Raw genomic sequence first — 17,206 nt, forward strand, 5'->3', positions numbered from 1 at the left:
GTGTTATACTTGGTGGCTATACTTTCAGAAGAACAAATTTAGGGAGAAATAAATCCGATTTGATTATATCGGATGATCTAGATGATAGTCAGTTGTATGGATTTTCAGGTTTTCTAATACATATTTTAAAGGGATACTAGAAGATAAATCTTTATACTTTCAACATCACTAATAAAATTCAATTCGTTTGTAGATTATTAATATTTATATATATATTGATATTAAAATAAAAAACCACCATAAAACGAGCTTACCTGATGGACTTTATTGATGTAATCAAAGCTTTAGGCGAGAAAGTGTCCCGCCTGAAAGACTCCATTCAAACTGAAGAAGCAACTAAAAATGCTTTTGTTATGCCTTTTATTGCTGCACTTGGCTATGATGTCTTCAACCCGTTGGAAGTTATTCCTGAGTTTGTAGCAGACTTGGGTATAAAGAAAGGCGAAAAAGTAGATTATTGTATTCAGAAGGATGGTAAGCCAATCATAATTGTTGAGTGCAAACATTGGAAGGAGGAATTAAATGTACATAACTCCCAATTGCATCGCTATTTTCATGTCTGCAGCACGCGATTCGGAATTTTAACTAATGGAATTATTTATCGCTTTTACACTGATTTGGAAGAGCCTAACAAAATGGATAATAAACCATTTTGGGAGTTCAACATTACCGATATGAGCGAGGCAGCAGTTTTCGAACTTAAAAAGTATCAGAAAAATACTTTCGATGTTGAGGAGATACTAAGCGCTGCCACTGAATTGAAGTATACACGGGAAATTAAAAAGATTATTTCTAGTGAGTTTGGCAATCCTACAGAAATGTTTGTAAAGCATTTTGCTAAACAAATTTATTCTGGCCCTGTAACTGCCAAGATAATGGAACAATTCACACCTATGGTTAAGAAGTCTCTGCACCAATATGTAAGCGACATAATAAGTGATAGACTGAAAACAGCCTTGTCGAACGAGGTTGATGCATCCAAAAAAGAACAGGAGCAGGAGATAATTCAAACCCAGCAAGTAGTACAACCTGAGGAAAATAAAATTGAATTCTCGGACTTAGAGCGTGAGGGTTACTTTATTATAAAATCAATTGTTCGTAAAAAAGTGGATGGCTCCCGAATCTTTTATCGTGACACAACGCGCTACTTGAATATATTGTTAGACGATAACATCCGAAAAACAATATGCAGGCTTCATCTAAATGGAACTAAAAAATATCTAGGCCTATTTGACGAAACAGGGAAAGAGACTAAAGTAGAGATCAAATTACTGGACAACATCTATGATTATTCTGATCAGCTTTTAAGCACCCTACATAGACTAGAGAAAGTACAAGAAGGTCAAACAGTATAGCTAAATTAGCTTTAAGAAAAGCAAAGAACTTAGTAAACTATACTTCCCCAAACAAAAAAGCAGGCCCATCAGAGCCTGCTTTTCTACATAATTACAAACAGCTTTTACTATTCTTTACTCCTGGTCAAACAAACCGCCAGAGGCTTGTGCATGTTGCGGCGGAATTTTGCCCAAGTGCCGGTAAGCAGCTTCGGTTGCTTCGCGGCCACGGGCAGTACGTTTGATGTAACCTTCCTGGATCAGGAACGGCTCGTACACTTCCTCAATGGTTTCGGCTTCTTCGCCGCAGGCCGTTGCGATGGTTGAGATACCCACCGGGCCACCTTTATACTTGTCGATGATGCAGGAAAGAATGCGTTTGTCCATATCGTCGAGGCCGTTGTGGTCCACATCCAGGGCGTTCAGGGCAAAACGTGCGATCTCCACATCGATGGTACCATTGCTTTTTACCTGGGCAAAGTCGCGGGTACGGCGCAGCAGGTTGTTGGCAATACGCGGGGTACCACGGCTGCGGCGGGCAATCTCGAAAGCGGCATCCTCATGTATAGGCGCACCTAACAAGGCGGACGAACGCTTCACAATTGAAGTAAGCAATTCGGCATCGTAATATTCCAAACGGCTGTTGATACTAAAACGCGCACGTAGCGGTGCAGTAAGCAGACCGGAACGCGTGGTAGCCCCGATCAACGTGAACGGGTTCAGGCTGATCTGCACGGAACGCGCATTCGGACCGGAATCGAGCATGATGTCAATCTTATAGTCTTCCATGGCCGAATACAGGTACTCTTCCACGATCGGGTTCAGACGGTGAATCTCGTCGATAAACAGCACGTCGTTGGCATCGAGGTTGGTCAGCAGACCAGCCAGGTCGCTTGGCTTGTCCAGTACCGGGCCAGATGTCATTTTTATACCTGCACCCAGTTCCGAGGCGATGATATGCGATAAGGTCGTTTTACCAAGTCCCGGAGGCCCGTGCAGCAGCACGTGGTCCAGTGCCTCACCACGCCTGCGCGCTGCCTGCACAAATATTTTCAGGTTCTCCACCACCTTTGCCTGCCCGGTAAAATCGGAAAAGCTAAGCGGACGGAGCGCCTTGTCTATATCGCGTTCGGTCGGCGTCATGTATTCATTACCGCCGGTGAGATAATCTTCTCTCATTGTTATACTTTATACTTTAAAATCAGCTTTAGCACTACCTAAAGGTAACAGTTTGGATATTGCTTTCGCTCCATTTATACGTACGAATTTACGAATTTTTGCTAATTATTTTATAGTTATTCGTCATAAATCTAACCATATTAGCAATCCATTATCTATATGCTTCCTTATTGTCGCGACTGTAGTATCTTACAGAGAGCCAACCAACGCAATATGCAAACTCATCAGCAAAAGATTACCAGCCACGCCTTCTTCAGCCCGGGTGACGATTGCCTCAACGCCATTGTAGAAAGTATAGACGAAGTTAAAAAAACGATGAAGATCTGCGTGTTTACCATCAGCGACGACCGGATCTCGGAGGCTATTACCAGGGCTTACAAGCGTGGCATAAGTATAAAGATCATCACCGACAACAACAAACTGCATGATGCAGGCTCTGATATAAAAGAACTGGCGGCCAGAGGCATGGAAGTGCGGATAGATAAAACGCGCAGCCACATGCACCACAAGTTTGCTATTTTTGATGAGGCACGCGTGCTTACCGGCAGCTACAACTGGACCCGTAGCGCCGCCCAGCACAACCACGAGAACATACTCATCACCGATAACTTCAGCATTGTGCAGGACTTTAGCCGCGAGTTTGATAAGCTTTGGGGAAGTATGATGAAGTATAACCCCGGAGGGAAAAGCAGGGAGGAGTTTAGGAAAAACCTGGATGAGGAGTATTGATCTCTTTTGCTGGTGCGGGTTTGTAACCCGTGCCTTATTATGATGTCGGATTTGTAATCCGGCTGGGCCGGAGGCCCAAACTATAGTTCGACACGAGCGAGGACGCTCGCGCCATGTGCTATTTTAAATTCCTGTTATCCCCAAATCCTGTAGATCCTGATTCAAAAAAAAGGCAGCCACTCGCGCAGCTGCCTTTTTATACTTTATACTTGCCTCGACACCGATAAACGAGCAACGAAAAACGATCAACGATTACTTAAACGCCTGAATACCGGTAATGTCAGCACCCGTAATCAGCAGGTGAATGTCGTGGGTTCCTTCGTAGGTGATCACCGACTCCAGGTTCATCATGTGGCGCATGATCGGGTACTCGCCCGTAATGCCCATACCCCCGTGGATCTGGCGTGCTTCGCGGGCTATGTGCAGGGCCATGTCTACGCTGTTGCGTTTTGCCATCGATATCTGCTGGGTAGTGGCTTTGCCTTCGTTCATCAGCGTGCCCAGGCGCCATACCATCAGCTGTGCTTTTGTGATCTCGGTCAGCATTTCAGCCAGTTTCTTCTGTGTCAGCTGGAAACCACCGATTGGTTTATCGAACTGGATGCGCTCTTTGCTATACTTCAGCGCCGACTCGTAGCAATCGATAGCGGCACCAATGGCACCCCACGAAATACCGTAACGGGCAGAATCAAGGCAACCGAGCGGACCACGCAGGCCGTCTACGTTTGGCAGCAGGTTTTCTTTCGGCACTTTCACGTTATCGAATACCAGCTCGCCGGTGCAGCTGGCGCGCAGGCTCCACTTGTTGTGGATCTCCGGTGTTGAGAAACCTTCCATGCCGCGCTCCACGATCAGGCCTTTAATACGGCCTTCTTCGTTCTTCGCCCACACCACCGCCACCTGGCACTCCGGCGAGTTGGATATCCACATCTTGGAGCCGTTGAGCAGGTAATGATCGCCCATGTCTTTGATGTTGGTAACCATACCACCCGGGTTAGAACCGAAGTCTGGCTCTGTTAAGCCGAAGCAGCCCAGCCACTCGCCGCTTGCCAGCTTAGGAAGGTATTTATTGCGCTGCTCTTCAGAGCCATACTTGTAGATCGGGTACATCACCAGCGAGCCCTGCACCGAAGCCGTAGAGCGCATACCCGAATCGCCGCGCTCAATTTCCTGCATGATGATGCCATAGCTGATGTAGTCTAGTCCACCGCCGCCATACTCGGTCGGGATGGTTGGTCCGAAAGCACCGACATCACCAAACTTCTTCACGATCTCCGAAGGGAAATGCGCGTCCTGCGCCCACTTCTCGATGCATGGGGAGATCTCGCGCTTCACGAAGTCGCGCATGGTCTGGCGGATCAGTTTGTGCTCTTCGGTGAGCAGGTCGTCGATGTTATAGTAGTCAGGTGCTCCTGTCGATTCGTAGGCCATAGTTTGTTTAAGGGTAAGGTTGTTTTGCAAAGTTAAAATTTTCGGGTAAAGGTGCTATAGTAAAGGTGTTAGATTGTAGTAATGTTTCAGAATCAGGATTTACAGGATTGGGAAGGATGAGCAGGATTTATACTTCAATATCAATCCCTAAAGCTGGCGCGAGTTTGCAACTCGTGCCTAAGTATGATGTTGAGTTTGTAACTCAACTGGGCCAGAGGCCCAGCCTATAGCAGTCACGAGCGAGGACACTCGCGCCATGAATTAATTTAAAGTATAAATCCTGTCCACCCTTCCCAATCCTGTAAATCCTGATTCAAACAAAGAAGCCCTGCCAAGTGGCAGGGCTCCTTCACGCAAAGTATAAAGCTATACTTAAAATTTCACGCCCAGCGACAACAGGAAGTTGCGGGTTGCCTGCGGGTAGTAATAGTTGTAGTCGTAGCGGGTTGGGTCGCCGGCATACTGCTCGCTGAAGGTATAGCCGTTGGCCTCATACTTCTTATTGAACAGGTTGTTTACCAGCAGCGCTACTTCCAGTTCGCGCAAAAACGACGGCTTTAAAATATAACGCAGGCGCAAATCAGCTACCTGGTAGCCGTTGATCTTGCGGTCCTCGCTGCTGGTGTTATCGAGGTACTGCTTGCTTACGGTTTTGTAGAGCAGGGCGGCCTTAAAGCCTTTCACCGGCTGTACTTCCAGTTTGTGTGCAGATACCACGGCAGGTGAGAACGAGATATCGGTTTCGCTGTACTTGTTTTCGGTTGTTCCTTCCACGCTGTAGTTCTCGTCGTAGATGTACACCGTTTCGTTGTAATTGCGGATCTTGTTGCGGCTTAGGTTCAGGTTGCTACTCAGTTCCACCACATCGTTCAGGTTTACCGATCCAGCCAGTTCTATACCGGTTCTGTAGCTGTCTTTGATGTTGGTGCGCAACGGCGAACCCACGTCGTTCAGCTGCCCGGTCAGCACCAGCTGGTTCTTGTAATCCATAAAAAAATAATTGGCGTCAACGCTGTAGCGGGTATTATAACCAAGTATAGCTGTACTGCTGCCATGCAGACGGTAGCCTGCTTCCCAGTTGTAGAGCGTCTCGGCTTCAGGCTGCACCCCACGCGTACGGTCGGCCAGCGGCTGGTCGGTAAAATCGCTGCGCACCGGCTCGCGGTTGCCCACTGCATAAGAGGCATACACCGTTTGGTTGGACGTTAGCTCGTAGGTGATACCTGCCTTTGGATTGATAAAGTGATAATCCACCTGCTGCGTTACGTTGATGTTGTTATCGTCCTCGCCCTCGATCTCATAGTTGATGGTGCGGTACTGCAGGTCGCCAAACAAACCCAGCTTCTCGTTCAGCTGGTAAGTAGCCTTGCCGAAGATATTGAAATCGGTTTTAATGGCGTTGTTGAAGTAGTAGCGCTGGCGGATTTCGCTGTTGGACGCATACCGTGCCCAGATCACCTCACCGTAGTGGTCGCCGTCATACTTGTTCCAGGCACCACCCAAGGTGGCTTCCAGCTTACCAGCCTCATCGGTGTAGGTTAACGCGTAAGTAGCACCGTAGAAGTGGTTATCCAGCCATTTCTGGCGGATCAGGTCAGATCTGCTGATGGTGGTATCGCCGAGTACAACCGGCGAAATGCCATACTTCGACAGCTTCTGGTTCTCCTTGTACTGCTCGTAATAGCCACGTCCACGGGTATAGAAGAAGGCGCCGCCTAGGTTCAGCCTGCTTGCCAGGTCTTTGGAATAGTGCAGCTGGTAGTGGTCCTGCTGGTAATTATCCGTTTCATTCTCATAGGTCAGGGAGTTGTAGGTACGGTCGGTCTCCAGCTTGTCCTGCGGCACGCCGTTCCAGGCCTGGTAGGTCTGCTCTTTGCCCGAGAAAGTCACAAACTTGAGCATGCCGGTTTTGCCGTGGTAGCCCGCCGAGAAATAGTACGACTTCAGATCAGAGAACGCCCGGTCCACATAGCCATCCGAAGAGATCTTGGAGAGGCGGCCATCGAAGGTGAATTTGTCTTTGATCAGACCGGAGCCAAACGACACAGTATGGCGCCAGGTGTTAAAGGAGCCCACGCTGTTCAGTGCCTCGGCATAGGCTTCGCGGTTTAGGCCAAGGGTGCGGATGTTGAGGCTGGCACCGAAAGCCCCGGCACCGTTGGTAGAAGTACCCACTCCGCGCTGCACCTGTATATCCTGGATCGAAGAGCCCAGGTCGGGCATGTTCACGAAGAACGTACCATGCGACTCGGCATCGTTGATCGGAATGCCGTTTACGGTAACGTTGATGCGCGTAATATCAGAGCCACGGATGCGGATACCGGTATAGCCCACGCCGGCACCGGCGTCCGAGTTCACCACAACAGAAGGCGTTTGCTCCAGCAGGTAAGGCAGATCCTGGCCAAAGTTGCGCTCCTGAATCTCTTCTTTGCTGACGTTGGTAAAGGTGGTACCGGTTTTCTCGCTGGCACGTGTGGCCGAAATCACCACTTCGCCGGTTCGGTGGGTTGTCTGTGCGAGCGCAACATCCAACTGCGTGTCGGCCTGGAGGCTTACCTGGCGCACCACCTGCGCGTAGCCCAAGTAACTCACACGCAGCGTATACTTGCCAGCCGCCAGGTTCCGGAACTCGTAGTACCCATCCTGGCCGGCCGTAGCACCATTACCGCTCCCATCCAGCACCACGTTGGCACCCGGCAGCGCGTTGCCGCCCGAAGCATCGGTAATTCGCCCGCTCAGCTTAAACTGGGCAAGCAGTTGCAATGGCAACAGCAAAACTGCCATCACAATACACAATTTTTTCATGAGGTAATAAGTTAGAAAAAGGTAAAACATACAGGCATGCCAGGGGTTAGCCGCCCGCTATAGTTTTATTTCCCTCGTTTTCCCTTCGCCAGCATTACCTGGATCAGGTTCAATGGGTATGATCTCAGCCCGTTATGATAAGGCACCCCTAAACTAAGGGCAAATGTAGGAGAGTTTTTAGTTATAAACAAAGCAGGAGCGCACATGCAGGGCCAACATAGGATAACGACCTGCCTAATGCACACTTTTTTTTAAGCAATGGTAAAAACCAGTTAGCTAAAATGTACGTTGAAATCATACAGGCACATTTTCCTGCACCTGCCATGCATTTTACTTTGCCGTGAAGATCTGCCAGCTGAACAATTTTAATTTTTTGTAGAAACGTGATGATGATCAGCTTACTGTATACTGTAGCACTTTTAACAATACTGGCATATTACGCTTTCTCACCGCGCACCAGGTATAAAAGACCACCGTCTACGGACAGCGACGATGATGGAGGCGAGCCGCTGGGCGACGACCTGCCAGATCTGGACCTCCCCCCAGGCATATCATTGCCTATCAATGATTTTGAGCCTAAGTATGATCTGAGAAGCATAAAGGTTCCTAAGTTTCCGGAACCCTCTTTGCACTGAATTCGTGCAAAACACAGCGGCCCTGGCTTTGTAAAGCCAGGGCCGCTGTGTTTTAGGGCAGACTATACTTCTAAAGTATAGTTATGGTAAAGGTTCGTTCAAAAGATAGTTTCGGGCCAAGCATGTTGATGCCTTCTTTCTCCTCCAACTTGCCCGACTCCCCTGCCCGGCCGGCAATGCCACACCAAGGCTCGATGCAGAGGTAAGGCGATGGCCCCGGTTTGGCCCAGATGCCCAAAAACGGGAAACCAGGGAACGAAACCTCTATGCGCAGTGGATTGGTACGGCTGCCCAAGGTTACTTTTTCTGAGGTCAGGTCTTTGAGCACAATTGCATCTTTCTCAAAGTAACTGTGGCGCAGGGGCAACAGGTGCGTATTTTCCAGCACCCGCTCTGTATCCCCGTTCAGCAGACCGGCATCATTCAGCAGGTAGCGGCTCACTGTTTCCCTATTCTCAAATTCGAGATAATAGTCATCGTAATTCTCTCCAGGATAAAACGGCACGTTGAAGCCCGGATGTCCGCCTACCGAAAAGTACATGGCCTTGTCGTCTTCGTTTCGCACCAGGTAAGAAACACCCAGTCGGTTGCCCTCCAGCTTGTAGGCCACCAGCAAAGCAAACTTGAACGGGAACTGCTCCAGCGTCTCGTCATCGTAGTTCAGCTCAAATACCACTTTGTCCTTTTCATTGTCTACCACCTTGAACTCTTTGTGGCGGGCAAAGCCGTGGCGTTTCATCTGGTAAGTTTTGTCCTGGAAAGTATACTGTTGGTCCGGCAGCTCGCCCACAATCGGGAAAAGGTTAGGTGCATGACTGCCCCAGATGGCCGGATCGGCCTGCCAGATAAGTTCCAGGTTCTCGTCTTTCTTGATGAAGTGGTGCAATTCGGCGCCTTTGCTTTCGACGCCCACTTTGAAATTGTCGTTTTCGATGAAGTATAGCATGTTCGGGTATTACAGGTTGTTTACAGTGGGGAGCAGGTTTTCGACGTGCAGGCGGACCAGTTCAAACCGGGCATCCTGCTGGCCACTTACCTCTACAAAAGGAGCTCCCATGGCTTCCAGTTCGCGTTTGTACCAATCGTAGAAAAACTGGCGCATGTGCGGGTGCTCGCGTTGCGGGTCCGGCTCCCAGGGCAAATCAACGCCCATCAGCAGGTAAAGGTTGTAGTCCTGCTGCTTTAGTTTTTCAAGTATATACGCCGGAACGTGGCCGAAAGCATGCTCGCTCCAGATCTTGAGCACCAGCATATCGGTATCAGCAAAGTATAGTTTATCTGCTTTGCTTTTCAGCTCCTGTTCCAGTGCCACCTGCCCCCGGGCAATGGCTTCGATGTCCTCTAAAGTATAAGTTCTGCCCAGGTTGCCGATGTAGGTGCGGGCATACTCCGGCACCCAGACCGTATCGTAGTGCCGGGCCAGTTTTTCGGCAACAGTAGACTTACCTGTAGACTCAGGACCTGTGATCGCAATTTTCAGCATAAGGCAAAGGTCGGAAAAATTTACAGGAAGCTGGTATACTTGCCTCCGTACAAATAGAATAGCCGCAGGCAAGTTTCCCTGCCTGCGGCTATTCAGTTCTAACAGTTTTCCGCTGTTGTTTTATAGGTTATTGTTTTTTCAGCAACAGTTTCACGCTGCCTGATCCGGAGTCGCTCACCATGCGGGCGATGTACAGACCTTCGGCAAGGCCACTACCATCTACCTCTACCTGGGTTACTTCACCAGTTCTGGCAGTACCGGATTTCAATTCACGAATCAGACTACCTTTCAGATCATACAGCTTAACACTATAGTTCTCTTCTCGTGTCAGTGTAAACTCGATGGTAGCTTTGTCTGCAAACGGAGTTGGATAGGCTTTCAATTGCAGCTTACCTTCCGCACCCTCCAGGCCTTGTAGTGAGCTGCTGGAAGTTGCTGCAAGCTCAGCTCTGCCAAGTGGACAAACTCTGTCGTTCGCAACAGACAGCATATCAAGTGTTGGAGACACGTTGCCAGTCTGGAATGCAGTGGTTACCATACTGGTAATCTGTGCAGCCGTATACTCGTAGTTTACCTCTGGTTGACAAGCATTCAACAAGGCAGCTACTACATTTCTTGCCAAAGCACCCCATGTTCCGGTTGCTTTGCCTAGCTCAGGAGATAGTGCTTCGAGCAGAGTAAGATCTGCTGGCAGTCCACGTCTGTTGGTGATTTGTGGGAAGAGCGCAAAGAAGGAATCACCTGGATCGTAGCCACAACCCCAGTTGCCAAAATGCTGCGATTGTTTCCAATAACCTGGAGTACAACCTTCCAGAGCACACACTTCAAAGGTAACAATTGCTGTCGCGCTTACGGCTCCACATGGACCTGCAGGATCATTTGTTGTGTATGTTAAAACAACTGGCGTTCCGGCCGCAATAGCGGTTGCACTAGGAGTATAGATATTACCTGTAACGCTACCCTGTCCGGCAGGAACTGTCCAGGTGGCACTTGTAGCGCTACCACCAAATGTTCCGCTCAGTTGTACTCTTCGTGGCTCTGTACAGGCAACCACATAAGGTCCGCCTGCACTGACTGTGGCTGCAGGATTAATGGTTATTACCCTGGTGTCGCTCACAGCACTGCAAACTCCAGGAGGGTTGGCACTTGTCAGGCGCAGGGTAATGGTACCCACATAGTTGGCCGCCACGGTCAGGCTGCCACCAGCCAGCGTATTGTTGGTCAGGATGTTGCCGGCGTTGGCTGGCACCGAAGAAACAATAGACCAGGTACCTGTGGTGGCGCCACCTGTAACGCTGGCACCTGTAAGAGCTATAACCTGTGCCGTAGCAGACTGGCAGCGCACATCAGGACCGCCCGCCTCAACTATGGCAGCAGGATTGATAGTGACAGTTCTTGTATCACTTACCGCCTCGCAAGGGCCTGCAGGATCAGCGCTGGTCAGACGCAGCGTGATGGTACCAACATAATTGGCAGCTATAGTTAGCCTTCCGCTTGCCAGCGTGTTGTTAGATAACACATTACCCGCATTGACTGGATTCGATGACACAATGCTCCAGGTACCTGTTGTAGCTCCACCGGTTATACTTGCTCCGGTCAATGGAATTGACTGCGTAGTAGTAGACTGGCATCGGGTAATATTTTCGCCGGCTTCCACTACAGCCGCTGGATTAATGGTTACGGTTCTGGTAGCACTCACTGCCTGGCATGGACCGGTTCCATCCGGATCGGCACTTGTCAGTCGTAAGGTGATTACACCGCTATAACCAGCTGCTACAGTTAAGCTACCACCCGCTACAGTGGTATTGGTAAGTATGTTGCCCGAATTCGCCGGCACTGAAGAGACAATCGACCAGGTACCGCTTGTAGTACCTCCGGTAACGCTGGCTCCTGCAAGCGCAATGGCTTGTGCCGTAGTAGACTGGCAACGAACAATAGCTGGCCCGGCATTAACAACAGCTGCAGGATTAATGGTTATGACTCTGGTGTCACTCACAGCACTGCAAACTCCGGGAGGATTAGCACTTGTCAGCCTTAGAGTAATGGTACCTGTATAGTTTGCCGCCACAGTCAGGCTGCCACTGGCCAGTGTGTTGTTGGCCAGAATATTGCCCGTATTGGCTGGCACCGAAGAGACTATTGACCAGGTACCGGTAGTAGCGCCTCCGGTTACACTTGCTCCTGAGAGGGCGATTACCTGTGCTGTTGCAGACTGGCAACGTACATCAGGGCCACCGGCCTCTACTATAGCAGCCGGGTTGATGGTTATGGTTCTGGTATCACTTACCGCCTCACAAGGGCCTGCAGGATCAGCGCTGGTCAGACGCAGCGTGATGGTACCAACATAATTGGCAGCCACTGTCAACCTTCCGCTTGCCAGCGTGTTGTTTGATAACACATTACCCGCATTGACTGGATTCGATGACACAATGCTCCAGGTACCTGTTGTAGCTCCACCGGTTATACTTGCTCCGGTCAATGGAATTGACTGCGTAGTAGTAGACTGGCAACGGGTAACATTTTCACCGGCCTCTACTGTTACCGGGCTGAAGATTGTACCTGTTACCTGTGTACGTGCGCTTTCACAGCCATTGGCTCCGATAGCGCTCACCCAGTAACTACGTGTTTCATTCAGGGTTACTACCAGCGTGTTGTCTGTTTCACCGGTTATAGGTGTTCCGCCGCTTGCTGCTGTGTACCATCGGTAGCTCACAGCACCTGTAGCATTACCTGTAAGTGTTACTTCTCCAGGGCCGCATCGTTGGGCATTGCCTGCTACAGGAGCATTGATCGGGGTAGTATTAACAGTGACGGTTACATCGTCTGTATCTGAACAACCTGTTGCTGTGTTCGTCTTGGTCACAACATAGGTAGTAGTAACCAACGGATTGGCAACTGGATTACTGATGTTTGTAGCGCTTAAGCCCGTAGCTGGGGCCCACGCGTAGGTAAAGCCTGCCTCAGGTGCCTCCCCTATTTGCCTGCCACTCGGGTTGGTAGTACAGGTCTTGGTAAAGTCTGCCCCGGCATTAGCAGTTACAGGAGCCTTATTTACGGTAACAGTCACCTGGTCTGTATCAGAGCAGCCTGTTTCTGTGCTGGTTTTAGTGACGGTATAGGTGGTGGTAGCCGATGGATTGGCTATCGGATTGCTGATATTAGCCGCACTCAGCCCTGCTGTTGGGCTCCAGGAGTAAGTATAGCCTGGCTGCGCTGCCTCTCCGATCTGTTTTCCGTTCTGATTGGAAACACAGGTTATGGTAAAGTCGGCACCCGCGTTGACCACGACCGGCGTAGTGATCGGCAAAACAGCCACCACATCGCACTTAGGAGCGATCTTGGAAGGATCTAAAGGGCATTGATTCCTGGAGCCACCAGAGGCATCTGTCCAGGCGCCGTAAAAGTTAATAACCTCTACCCTATCCCCACAGTTATAGTTTATTACTCTGTCGTCAACTATACTTCTGGTAGCGCCTCCCGGAAAACCTTCGCTGTTGCAGCCATCTATCGTAAATCGGCTTGTCTCAACACCGGCAGCGTTTCTGATCACTACAGTTCCCCAATAGGCATAAGATGTCCGCAGAGACTGGGTTGTATTCTTGATTGTAAAGGTAATGGAGGAAGTCAAAGGGGCACCTGGTTCGCAGGTGACGCAACCTGTGCCTGTCAGAGTAGCTCCAATTACCTGCAGGTCCTGGGCAGTACACCTGTCAGGATCAGGCAAGTCTTGCGCATAGGAGTTGGTCGTGAATGTAAGAACAGCTACTATAGTACACAACCATAGTAGCTGCAACTGCTTTAAAAGAAGGGTCCCCCTTCTGCTCGTGTGATTGTTAAAATCCTTCATGTTTTCCGTTTGGTTTTGTTGCAGACTTTGCTCTTAACTCGGCTCACATCAAAGAATAGGCAAAGCAGTACCACCCCAATGAGGTCAGACCATCATCAAGGTGCTACAGCTGCTCGCTATTACCGGAGAAGCGGTCGTAATTCTACTAAGTCGTGTCTTTTACAGGAAATCAGGGGCCTGCGCGAAAGAGATGGTGCAGGCAAGAACATTGATCGAAGACGCTAAAAGGTGTATAGAGCTCTCTCACAACTAAATGCGTGTTTAAGTTCTTTGATACATCTCTGTAAAGGATAGGGAAACCTTGATTCAGGCTTCCAGCCCTTCTAAACAGGCTTATAGAAGGGAGAAGCGAGTCTTAAGGGCAGGAACTCTTCCAGTACTTAAAGCACTGACAACAGCAGAGTTATTCCGCCAAAACAGACAGGAACACTTCGCAGCAAAGGCTTTAACCATTATTTGACTGGTTATATTAATTTACGAAACACACTTGCACTCAGCCTCTTATTAATATGACTATTTTTAATATATGGGCCAAAGATTTTGTAAACATCCTTAAAAGGTGGGTATAAGAGGGTGAATACTATAGTAGCAATTTTGATGGATTGCTTCCATAGCAAGCATATAAAGATAAGGGCTGGCAAAAGAAAAACTACTCATAACAAAAAGTGCACCTCTAAGGGTGCACTTTTTAAAGCTCATCAAGTAAGCATTTGCTGCAATCTTCAGTTCTCGGAAAAGCTGTAGTCATAGAAATTGTACACTTCTACTTCTTTCGGCCTCCTATCACCAAATTGTCTAAAAATCACTCTTTTGGGGCTCTCATCCGGAGACTCATATCCCCACTTTAGCCGGTTAACATACTTCAATTCTTCGGGCAATTCAATCTTACGTTGCTTCATAGGAGGTGCTTACGTTGGTTTATACTGATTTGCACTCAAAACAGAGCCTCACCAAAGAGTATCTTCTATGACGAGAGTCACTAACGTTTACGTAGCTGCTGTGCCCGGAGGTAAGCTAAAATTAAAGGATAAACCTGCACTTTAACTATAAAATAGCCAATTCTGCCTCCTTACTGTTGTTTTCAAGGTCGCGCTTCCAGTCCAGGTACCCGATTATACATAAAATCAGGAAAATAAAGTACAAACCGCTGGTCAGGTAGAGCTCTTTGTAAAGGTAAACACCAACATAAATCACATCTACCACCAGCCATACAATCCAATTTTCCAGTTGCTTCTTGGCCATCATCCAATACCCGATCAGACTGATGGCCGTGGTAGCGGAATCGGTGTACGACAAGTCGGCCTGGGTATAGTTATCCAGAAAGTAGCCCAGGCACAACGTAAAAATTGCTCCCAGCACCAGCATAAGCAGCATTTCCTTCTTCTTTACCCGGCTTACTTTCTCTTCGGTTTGCCCTTTGCCTCCGTACAGCCACAAATACCATCCGTACAGGCTCGTAATTACATAAAAGGCATTCAGCCCCATGTCGGCATACAGCCGCGCTTCATAAAAGATCACCACATACATGGCCACGCTCACCAGGCTTACGGGCCATGTCCAGACGTTTTGCCGCGCTGCCAGCCACACGCCGGCCACACCTGTTACTGCGCCGGCCAGTTCCAGCAGGCTCATGGCTTGCCAGGCTGCTGCCAGGCTCTCTGCAATGTCTGTACTATTCATACTATACTTTAAATCGCTTTTATACCCGATTTCGTTTGTAAGTTTGCAAATAAAACAAAACGGCCAAAGCCAACGCGCAACTATAACAAGTTAAAAGTATATGCAGGAGATCACAGCTCAGGAACTAAAGGACAGGTTGGCCAGACAGAATGAAATGCAACTGGTGGATGTACGGGAGCCTTTTGAGTTCGAATTATGCAACCTCGGAGGCGAGCTCATTCCGCTCGGCGAACTGCCCAAACAGGCTAACCGCATCAGACGCGATGTTCCCGTAGTATTGATATGCCACCATGGATTTCGGAGCGCACAGGCCATCAATTACCTCACGCAACGCCTTGGCTACGAGAACCTGCTCAACCTGAAAGGCGGTATCCATGCCTGGGCTACGCAGGTAGACCCGACCATGCGGGTGTACTAGCCCATTGATTGCAGACAATCCGCCTCTCAGGAAGTATGTTCCGGCCTGCTATCCGTAACGGATTGAAACATTTATAAAAATATTATACAACCTGTAGCATACATTTCTTAATTAATTGTTGTAATTTTACGCGGCAAATAAGAACCCCTAAATTATTTGCCATGCTCTCTGATCAGTCTAAGATTTTATTCGAAGCACTCACCTACGACGACGTGCTTCTGCTCCCGGCTTATTCCGAGGTACTCCCTAAAGACACCGATACTTCCACACAGCTTACCAGAAATATCCGTATCAACATTCCGCTTCTTTCTGCGGCTATGGATACTGTAACCGAGGCAGATCTGGCCATTGCCATGGCTCAGGAAGGCGGTATCGGCATTATCCATAAAAACATGTCGATCAGGGCACAGGCCGAACAGGTGCGCAAAGTAAAGCGCTCGGAAAGCGGCATGATCCTCGATCCGATCACGCTGGAAGAAAATGCAACCCTTGGTGATGCCGTACGCATTATGTCGGAACACAAGATCGGCGGCATTCCGGTTACGAACGGAGATGGCAAGCTGACCGGTATCCTCACAAACCGCGACCTGCGTTTCGAGAAAGACCTGACCCAGTCGGTTGCCGATGTGATGACGCGCGAGAACCTGATCACTGCTGAAAAAGGCACTGACCTGGCGAAAGCAGAAGACATCCTGCAGCAGTATAAAATCGAAAAGCTGCCTGTAGTAGACGAGCACGGCAAACTGGTAGGCCTTATCACCTACAAAGACATCCTGAAGAAAAAGGACCGCCCGAACGCCTGCAAAGATGAGTACGGCCGCCTGCGTGTAGGAGCTGCCGTGGGCGTTACGCCTGACGTGATGGACCGTATCAAGGCGCTTGTAGAAGCAGGCGTTGACGTGATCAGCATTGACACTGCACACGGCCATTCCAAAGGTGTACTGGATTCCGTTAGAAATATCAAGCAGGCATACCCGAACCTGGAGGTAATAGCCGGCAACATTGCCACCGCAGAAGGTGCCCGCGCCCTGGCAGATGCCGGCGCTGACGCCGTGAAAGTAGGTGTAGGCCCGGGCAGTATCTGTACTACCCGCGTGATCGCCGGCATCGGTGTTCCGCAGCTTTCCGCTGTAATGGAGGCTGCAAAAGGCCTGCAGGGTACCGGTGTTCCGATTATAGCAGATGGAGGCATCAAGTTCTCGGGCGATATTGTAAAAGCACTGGCAGGTGGCGCAAGCACTGTAATGGTTGGCTCTTTGCTGGCCGGAACAGACGAGGCTCCGGGCGAAATGCTTATTTACGAAGGCCGTAAGTTCAAGACCTACCGCGGTATGGGCTCGATCGAAGCGATGGAAGAAGGCTCGAAAGACCGTTACTTCCAGGGCAACGAAAGCGACTCTAAAAAACTGGTGCCGGAAGGCATCGTGGGCCGCGTGCCATACAAGGGCTTTGTATCTGAAATGATCTACCAGCTGGTGGGCGGTATCAGAGCAGGTATGGGGTATTGCGGCACTGCAACCATCGAGCAATTGCAAAATGCTAAGATGGTGAAGATTACAGGAGCAGGCCTCCGCGAGAGCCATCCGCACGATGTGCAGATCACGCGCGAAGCACCAAACTATAGCCGATAAGGTTTTGTAAGTAGGTTAGCAACAAAAAGCTAAC

The 17,206-nt window shown here is 49.3% G+C and carries 12 protein-coding genes and 1 riboswitch; of the genes, 5 read left to right on the forward strand and 7 right to left on the reverse strand.

Annotation, left to right across the window (positions count from 1 at the left end; translation table 11 throughout):
* Positions 1-257 precede the first annotated feature (257 nt).
* On the forward strand, positions 258-1,355 hold the full coding sequence (locus MJ611_RS02380; RefSeq protein ID WP_250427787.1) for a type I restriction endonuclease: 1,098 nt from the start codon (positions 258-260) through the stop codon (positions 1,353-1,355).
* Positions 1,356-1,469: 114 nt separating this feature from the next.
* On the opposite strand, the gene ruvB is transcribed toward MJ611_RS02380, so the two are convergent.
* Complete coding sequence (ruvB, locus tag MJ611_RS02385) at positions 1,470-2,513, reverse strand: Holliday junction branch migration DNA helicase RuvB (protein WP_250427788.1); 1,044 nt, start codon at positions 2,511-2,513, stop codon at positions 1,470-1,472.
* Between the two features lie 213 nt (positions 2,514-2,726).
* Between ruvB and MJ611_RS02390 the strand changes: the two genes are divergently transcribed.
* Positions 2,727-3,242 (forward strand): phospholipase D-like domain-containing protein, encoded by a 516-nt coding sequence (locus MJ611_RS02390; protein ID WP_250427789.1) that lies wholly within the window; start codon positions 2,727-2,729, stop codon positions 3,240-3,242.
* Between the two features lie 252 nt (positions 3,243-3,494).
* Here the strand turns inward: MJ611_RS02390 and MJ611_RS02395 are convergent, their stop codons facing one another.
* On the reverse strand, positions 3,495-4,673 hold the full coding sequence (locus MJ611_RS02395) for an acyl-CoA dehydrogenase family protein (RefSeq protein WP_250427790.1): 1,179 nt from the start codon (positions 4,671-4,673) through the stop codon (positions 3,495-3,497).
* Positions 4,674-5,045: 372 nt separating this feature from the next.
* Entirely contained in the window at positions 5,046-7,478 is a 2,433-nt protein-coding gene (locus MJ611_RS02400) for a TonB-dependent receptor (protein WP_250427791.1), read from the reverse strand.
* A gap of 63 nt (positions 7,479-7,541) precedes the next feature.
* Positions 7,542-7,638: riboswitch (TPP riboswitch) on the reverse strand.
* Positions 7,639-7,864: 226 nt separating this feature from the next.
* Here MJ611_RS02400 and MJ611_RS02405 point away from each other — a divergent pair.
* Positions 7,865-8,113 carry a hypothetical protein gene (locus MJ611_RS02405; protein ID WP_250427792.1) on the forward strand — a complete coding sequence of 83 codons (249 nt, stop codon included), beginning with the start codon at positions 7,865-7,867 and terminating at the stop codon, positions 8,111-8,113.
* A gap of 70 nt (positions 8,114-8,183) precedes the next feature.
* Here MJ611_RS02405 and MJ611_RS02410 read toward each other — a convergent pair whose 3' ends face one another.
* The 4 genes from MJ611_RS02410 to pnuC all read right to left on the reverse strand — a co-directional run bounded on the left by MJ611_RS02410 (position 8,184) and on the right by pnuC (position 15,123).
* A complete protein-coding gene (locus tag MJ611_RS02410) occupies positions 8,184-9,059 on the reverse strand; it encodes an aldose 1-epimerase family protein (protein ID WP_250427793.1) in 876 nt (291 codons plus the stop codon).
* A 9-nt stretch (positions 9,060-9,068) separates the two neighbouring features.
* Positions 9,069-9,596 (reverse strand): AAA family ATPase, encoded by a 528-nt coding sequence (locus MJ611_RS02415; RefSeq protein WP_250427794.1) that lies wholly within the window; start codon positions 9,594-9,596, stop codon positions 9,069-9,071.
* Positions 9,597-9,723: 127 nt separating this feature from the next.
* Positions 9,724-13,443, reverse strand: coding sequence for an Ig-like domain-containing protein (locus MJ611_RS02420; RefSeq protein ID WP_250427795.1), 3,720 nt, complete (start codon positions 13,441-13,443; stop codon positions 9,724-9,726).
* A gap of 1,044 nt (positions 13,444-14,487) precedes the next feature.
* Positions 14,488-15,123, reverse strand: coding sequence for a nicotinamide riboside transporter PnuC (pnuC, locus tag MJ611_RS02425; RefSeq protein ID WP_250427796.1), 636 nt, complete (start codon positions 15,121-15,123; stop codon positions 14,488-14,490).
* Between the two features lie 100 nt (positions 15,124-15,223).
* Between pnuC and MJ611_RS02430 the strand changes: the two genes are divergently transcribed.
* Both MJ611_RS02430 and guaB read left to right on the forward strand, forming a co-directional pair.
* Positions 15,224-15,541, forward strand: coding sequence for a rhodanese-like domain-containing protein (locus MJ611_RS02430; RefSeq protein WP_250427797.1), 318 nt, complete (start codon positions 15,224-15,226; stop codon positions 15,539-15,541).
* A 161-nt stretch (positions 15,542-15,702) separates the two neighbouring features.
* Positions 15,703-17,172: an IMP dehydrogenase gene (gene guaB, locus MJ611_RS02435; protein WP_250427798.1), complete on the forward strand. Its 1,470-nt coding sequence runs from the start codon at positions 15,703-15,705 to the stop codon at positions 17,170-17,172.
* Positions 17,173-17,206: the final 34 nt, after the last annotated feature.

It is taken from the genome of Pontibacter ruber (assembly GCF_023630205.1).
GTDB classification, from domain to species: Bacteria; Bacteroidota; Bacteroidia; order Cytophagales; family Hymenobacteraceae; genus Pontibacter; species Pontibacter ruber.

Bases quoted from the DNA above. Each gene is read 5' to 3' on its own strand.
- MJ611_RS02380 (WP_250427787.1), top strand. From the start codon at position 258: ATGGACTTTATTGATGTAATCAAAGCTTTAGGCGAGAAAGTGTCCCGC.
- ruvB (WP_250427788.1), bottom strand. From the start codon at position 2,513: ATGAGAGAAGATTATCTCACCGGCGGTAATGAATACATGACGCCGACC.
- MJ611_RS02390 (WP_250427789.1), top strand. From the start codon at position 2,727: ATGCAAACTCATCAGCAAAAGATTACCAGCCACGCCTTCTTCAGCCCG.
- MJ611_RS02395 (WP_250427790.1), bottom strand. From the start codon at position 4,673: ATGGCCTACGAATCGACAGGAGCACCTGACTACTATAACATCGACGAC.
- MJ611_RS02400 (WP_250427791.1), bottom strand. From the start codon at position 7,478: ATGAAAAAATTGTGTATTGTGATGGCAGTTTTGCTGTTGCCATTGCAA.
- MJ611_RS02405 (WP_250427792.1), top strand. From the start codon at position 7,865: ATGATGATCAGCTTACTGTATACTGTAGCACTTTTAACAATACTGGCA.
- MJ611_RS02410 (WP_250427793.1), bottom strand. From the start codon at position 9,059: ATGCTATACTTCATCGAAAACGACAATTTCAAAGTGGGCGTCGAAAGC.
- MJ611_RS02415 (WP_250427794.1), bottom strand. From the start codon at position 9,596: ATGCTGAAAATTGCGATCACAGGTCCTGAGTCTACAGGTAAGTCTACT.
- MJ611_RS02420 (WP_250427795.1), bottom strand. From the start codon at position 13,443: ATGAAGGATTTTAACAATCACACGAGCAGAAGGGGGACCCTTCTTTTA.
- pnuC (WP_250427796.1), bottom strand. From the start codon at position 15,123: ATGAATAGTACAGACATTGCAGAGAGCCTGGCAGCAGCCTGGCAAGCC.
- MJ611_RS02430 (WP_250427797.1), top strand. From the start codon at position 15,224: ATGCAGGAGATCACAGCTCAGGAACTAAAGGACAGGTTGGCCAGACAG.
- guaB (WP_250427798.1), top strand. From the start codon at position 15,703: ATGCTCTCTGATCAGTCTAAGATTTTATTCGAAGCACTCACCTACGAC.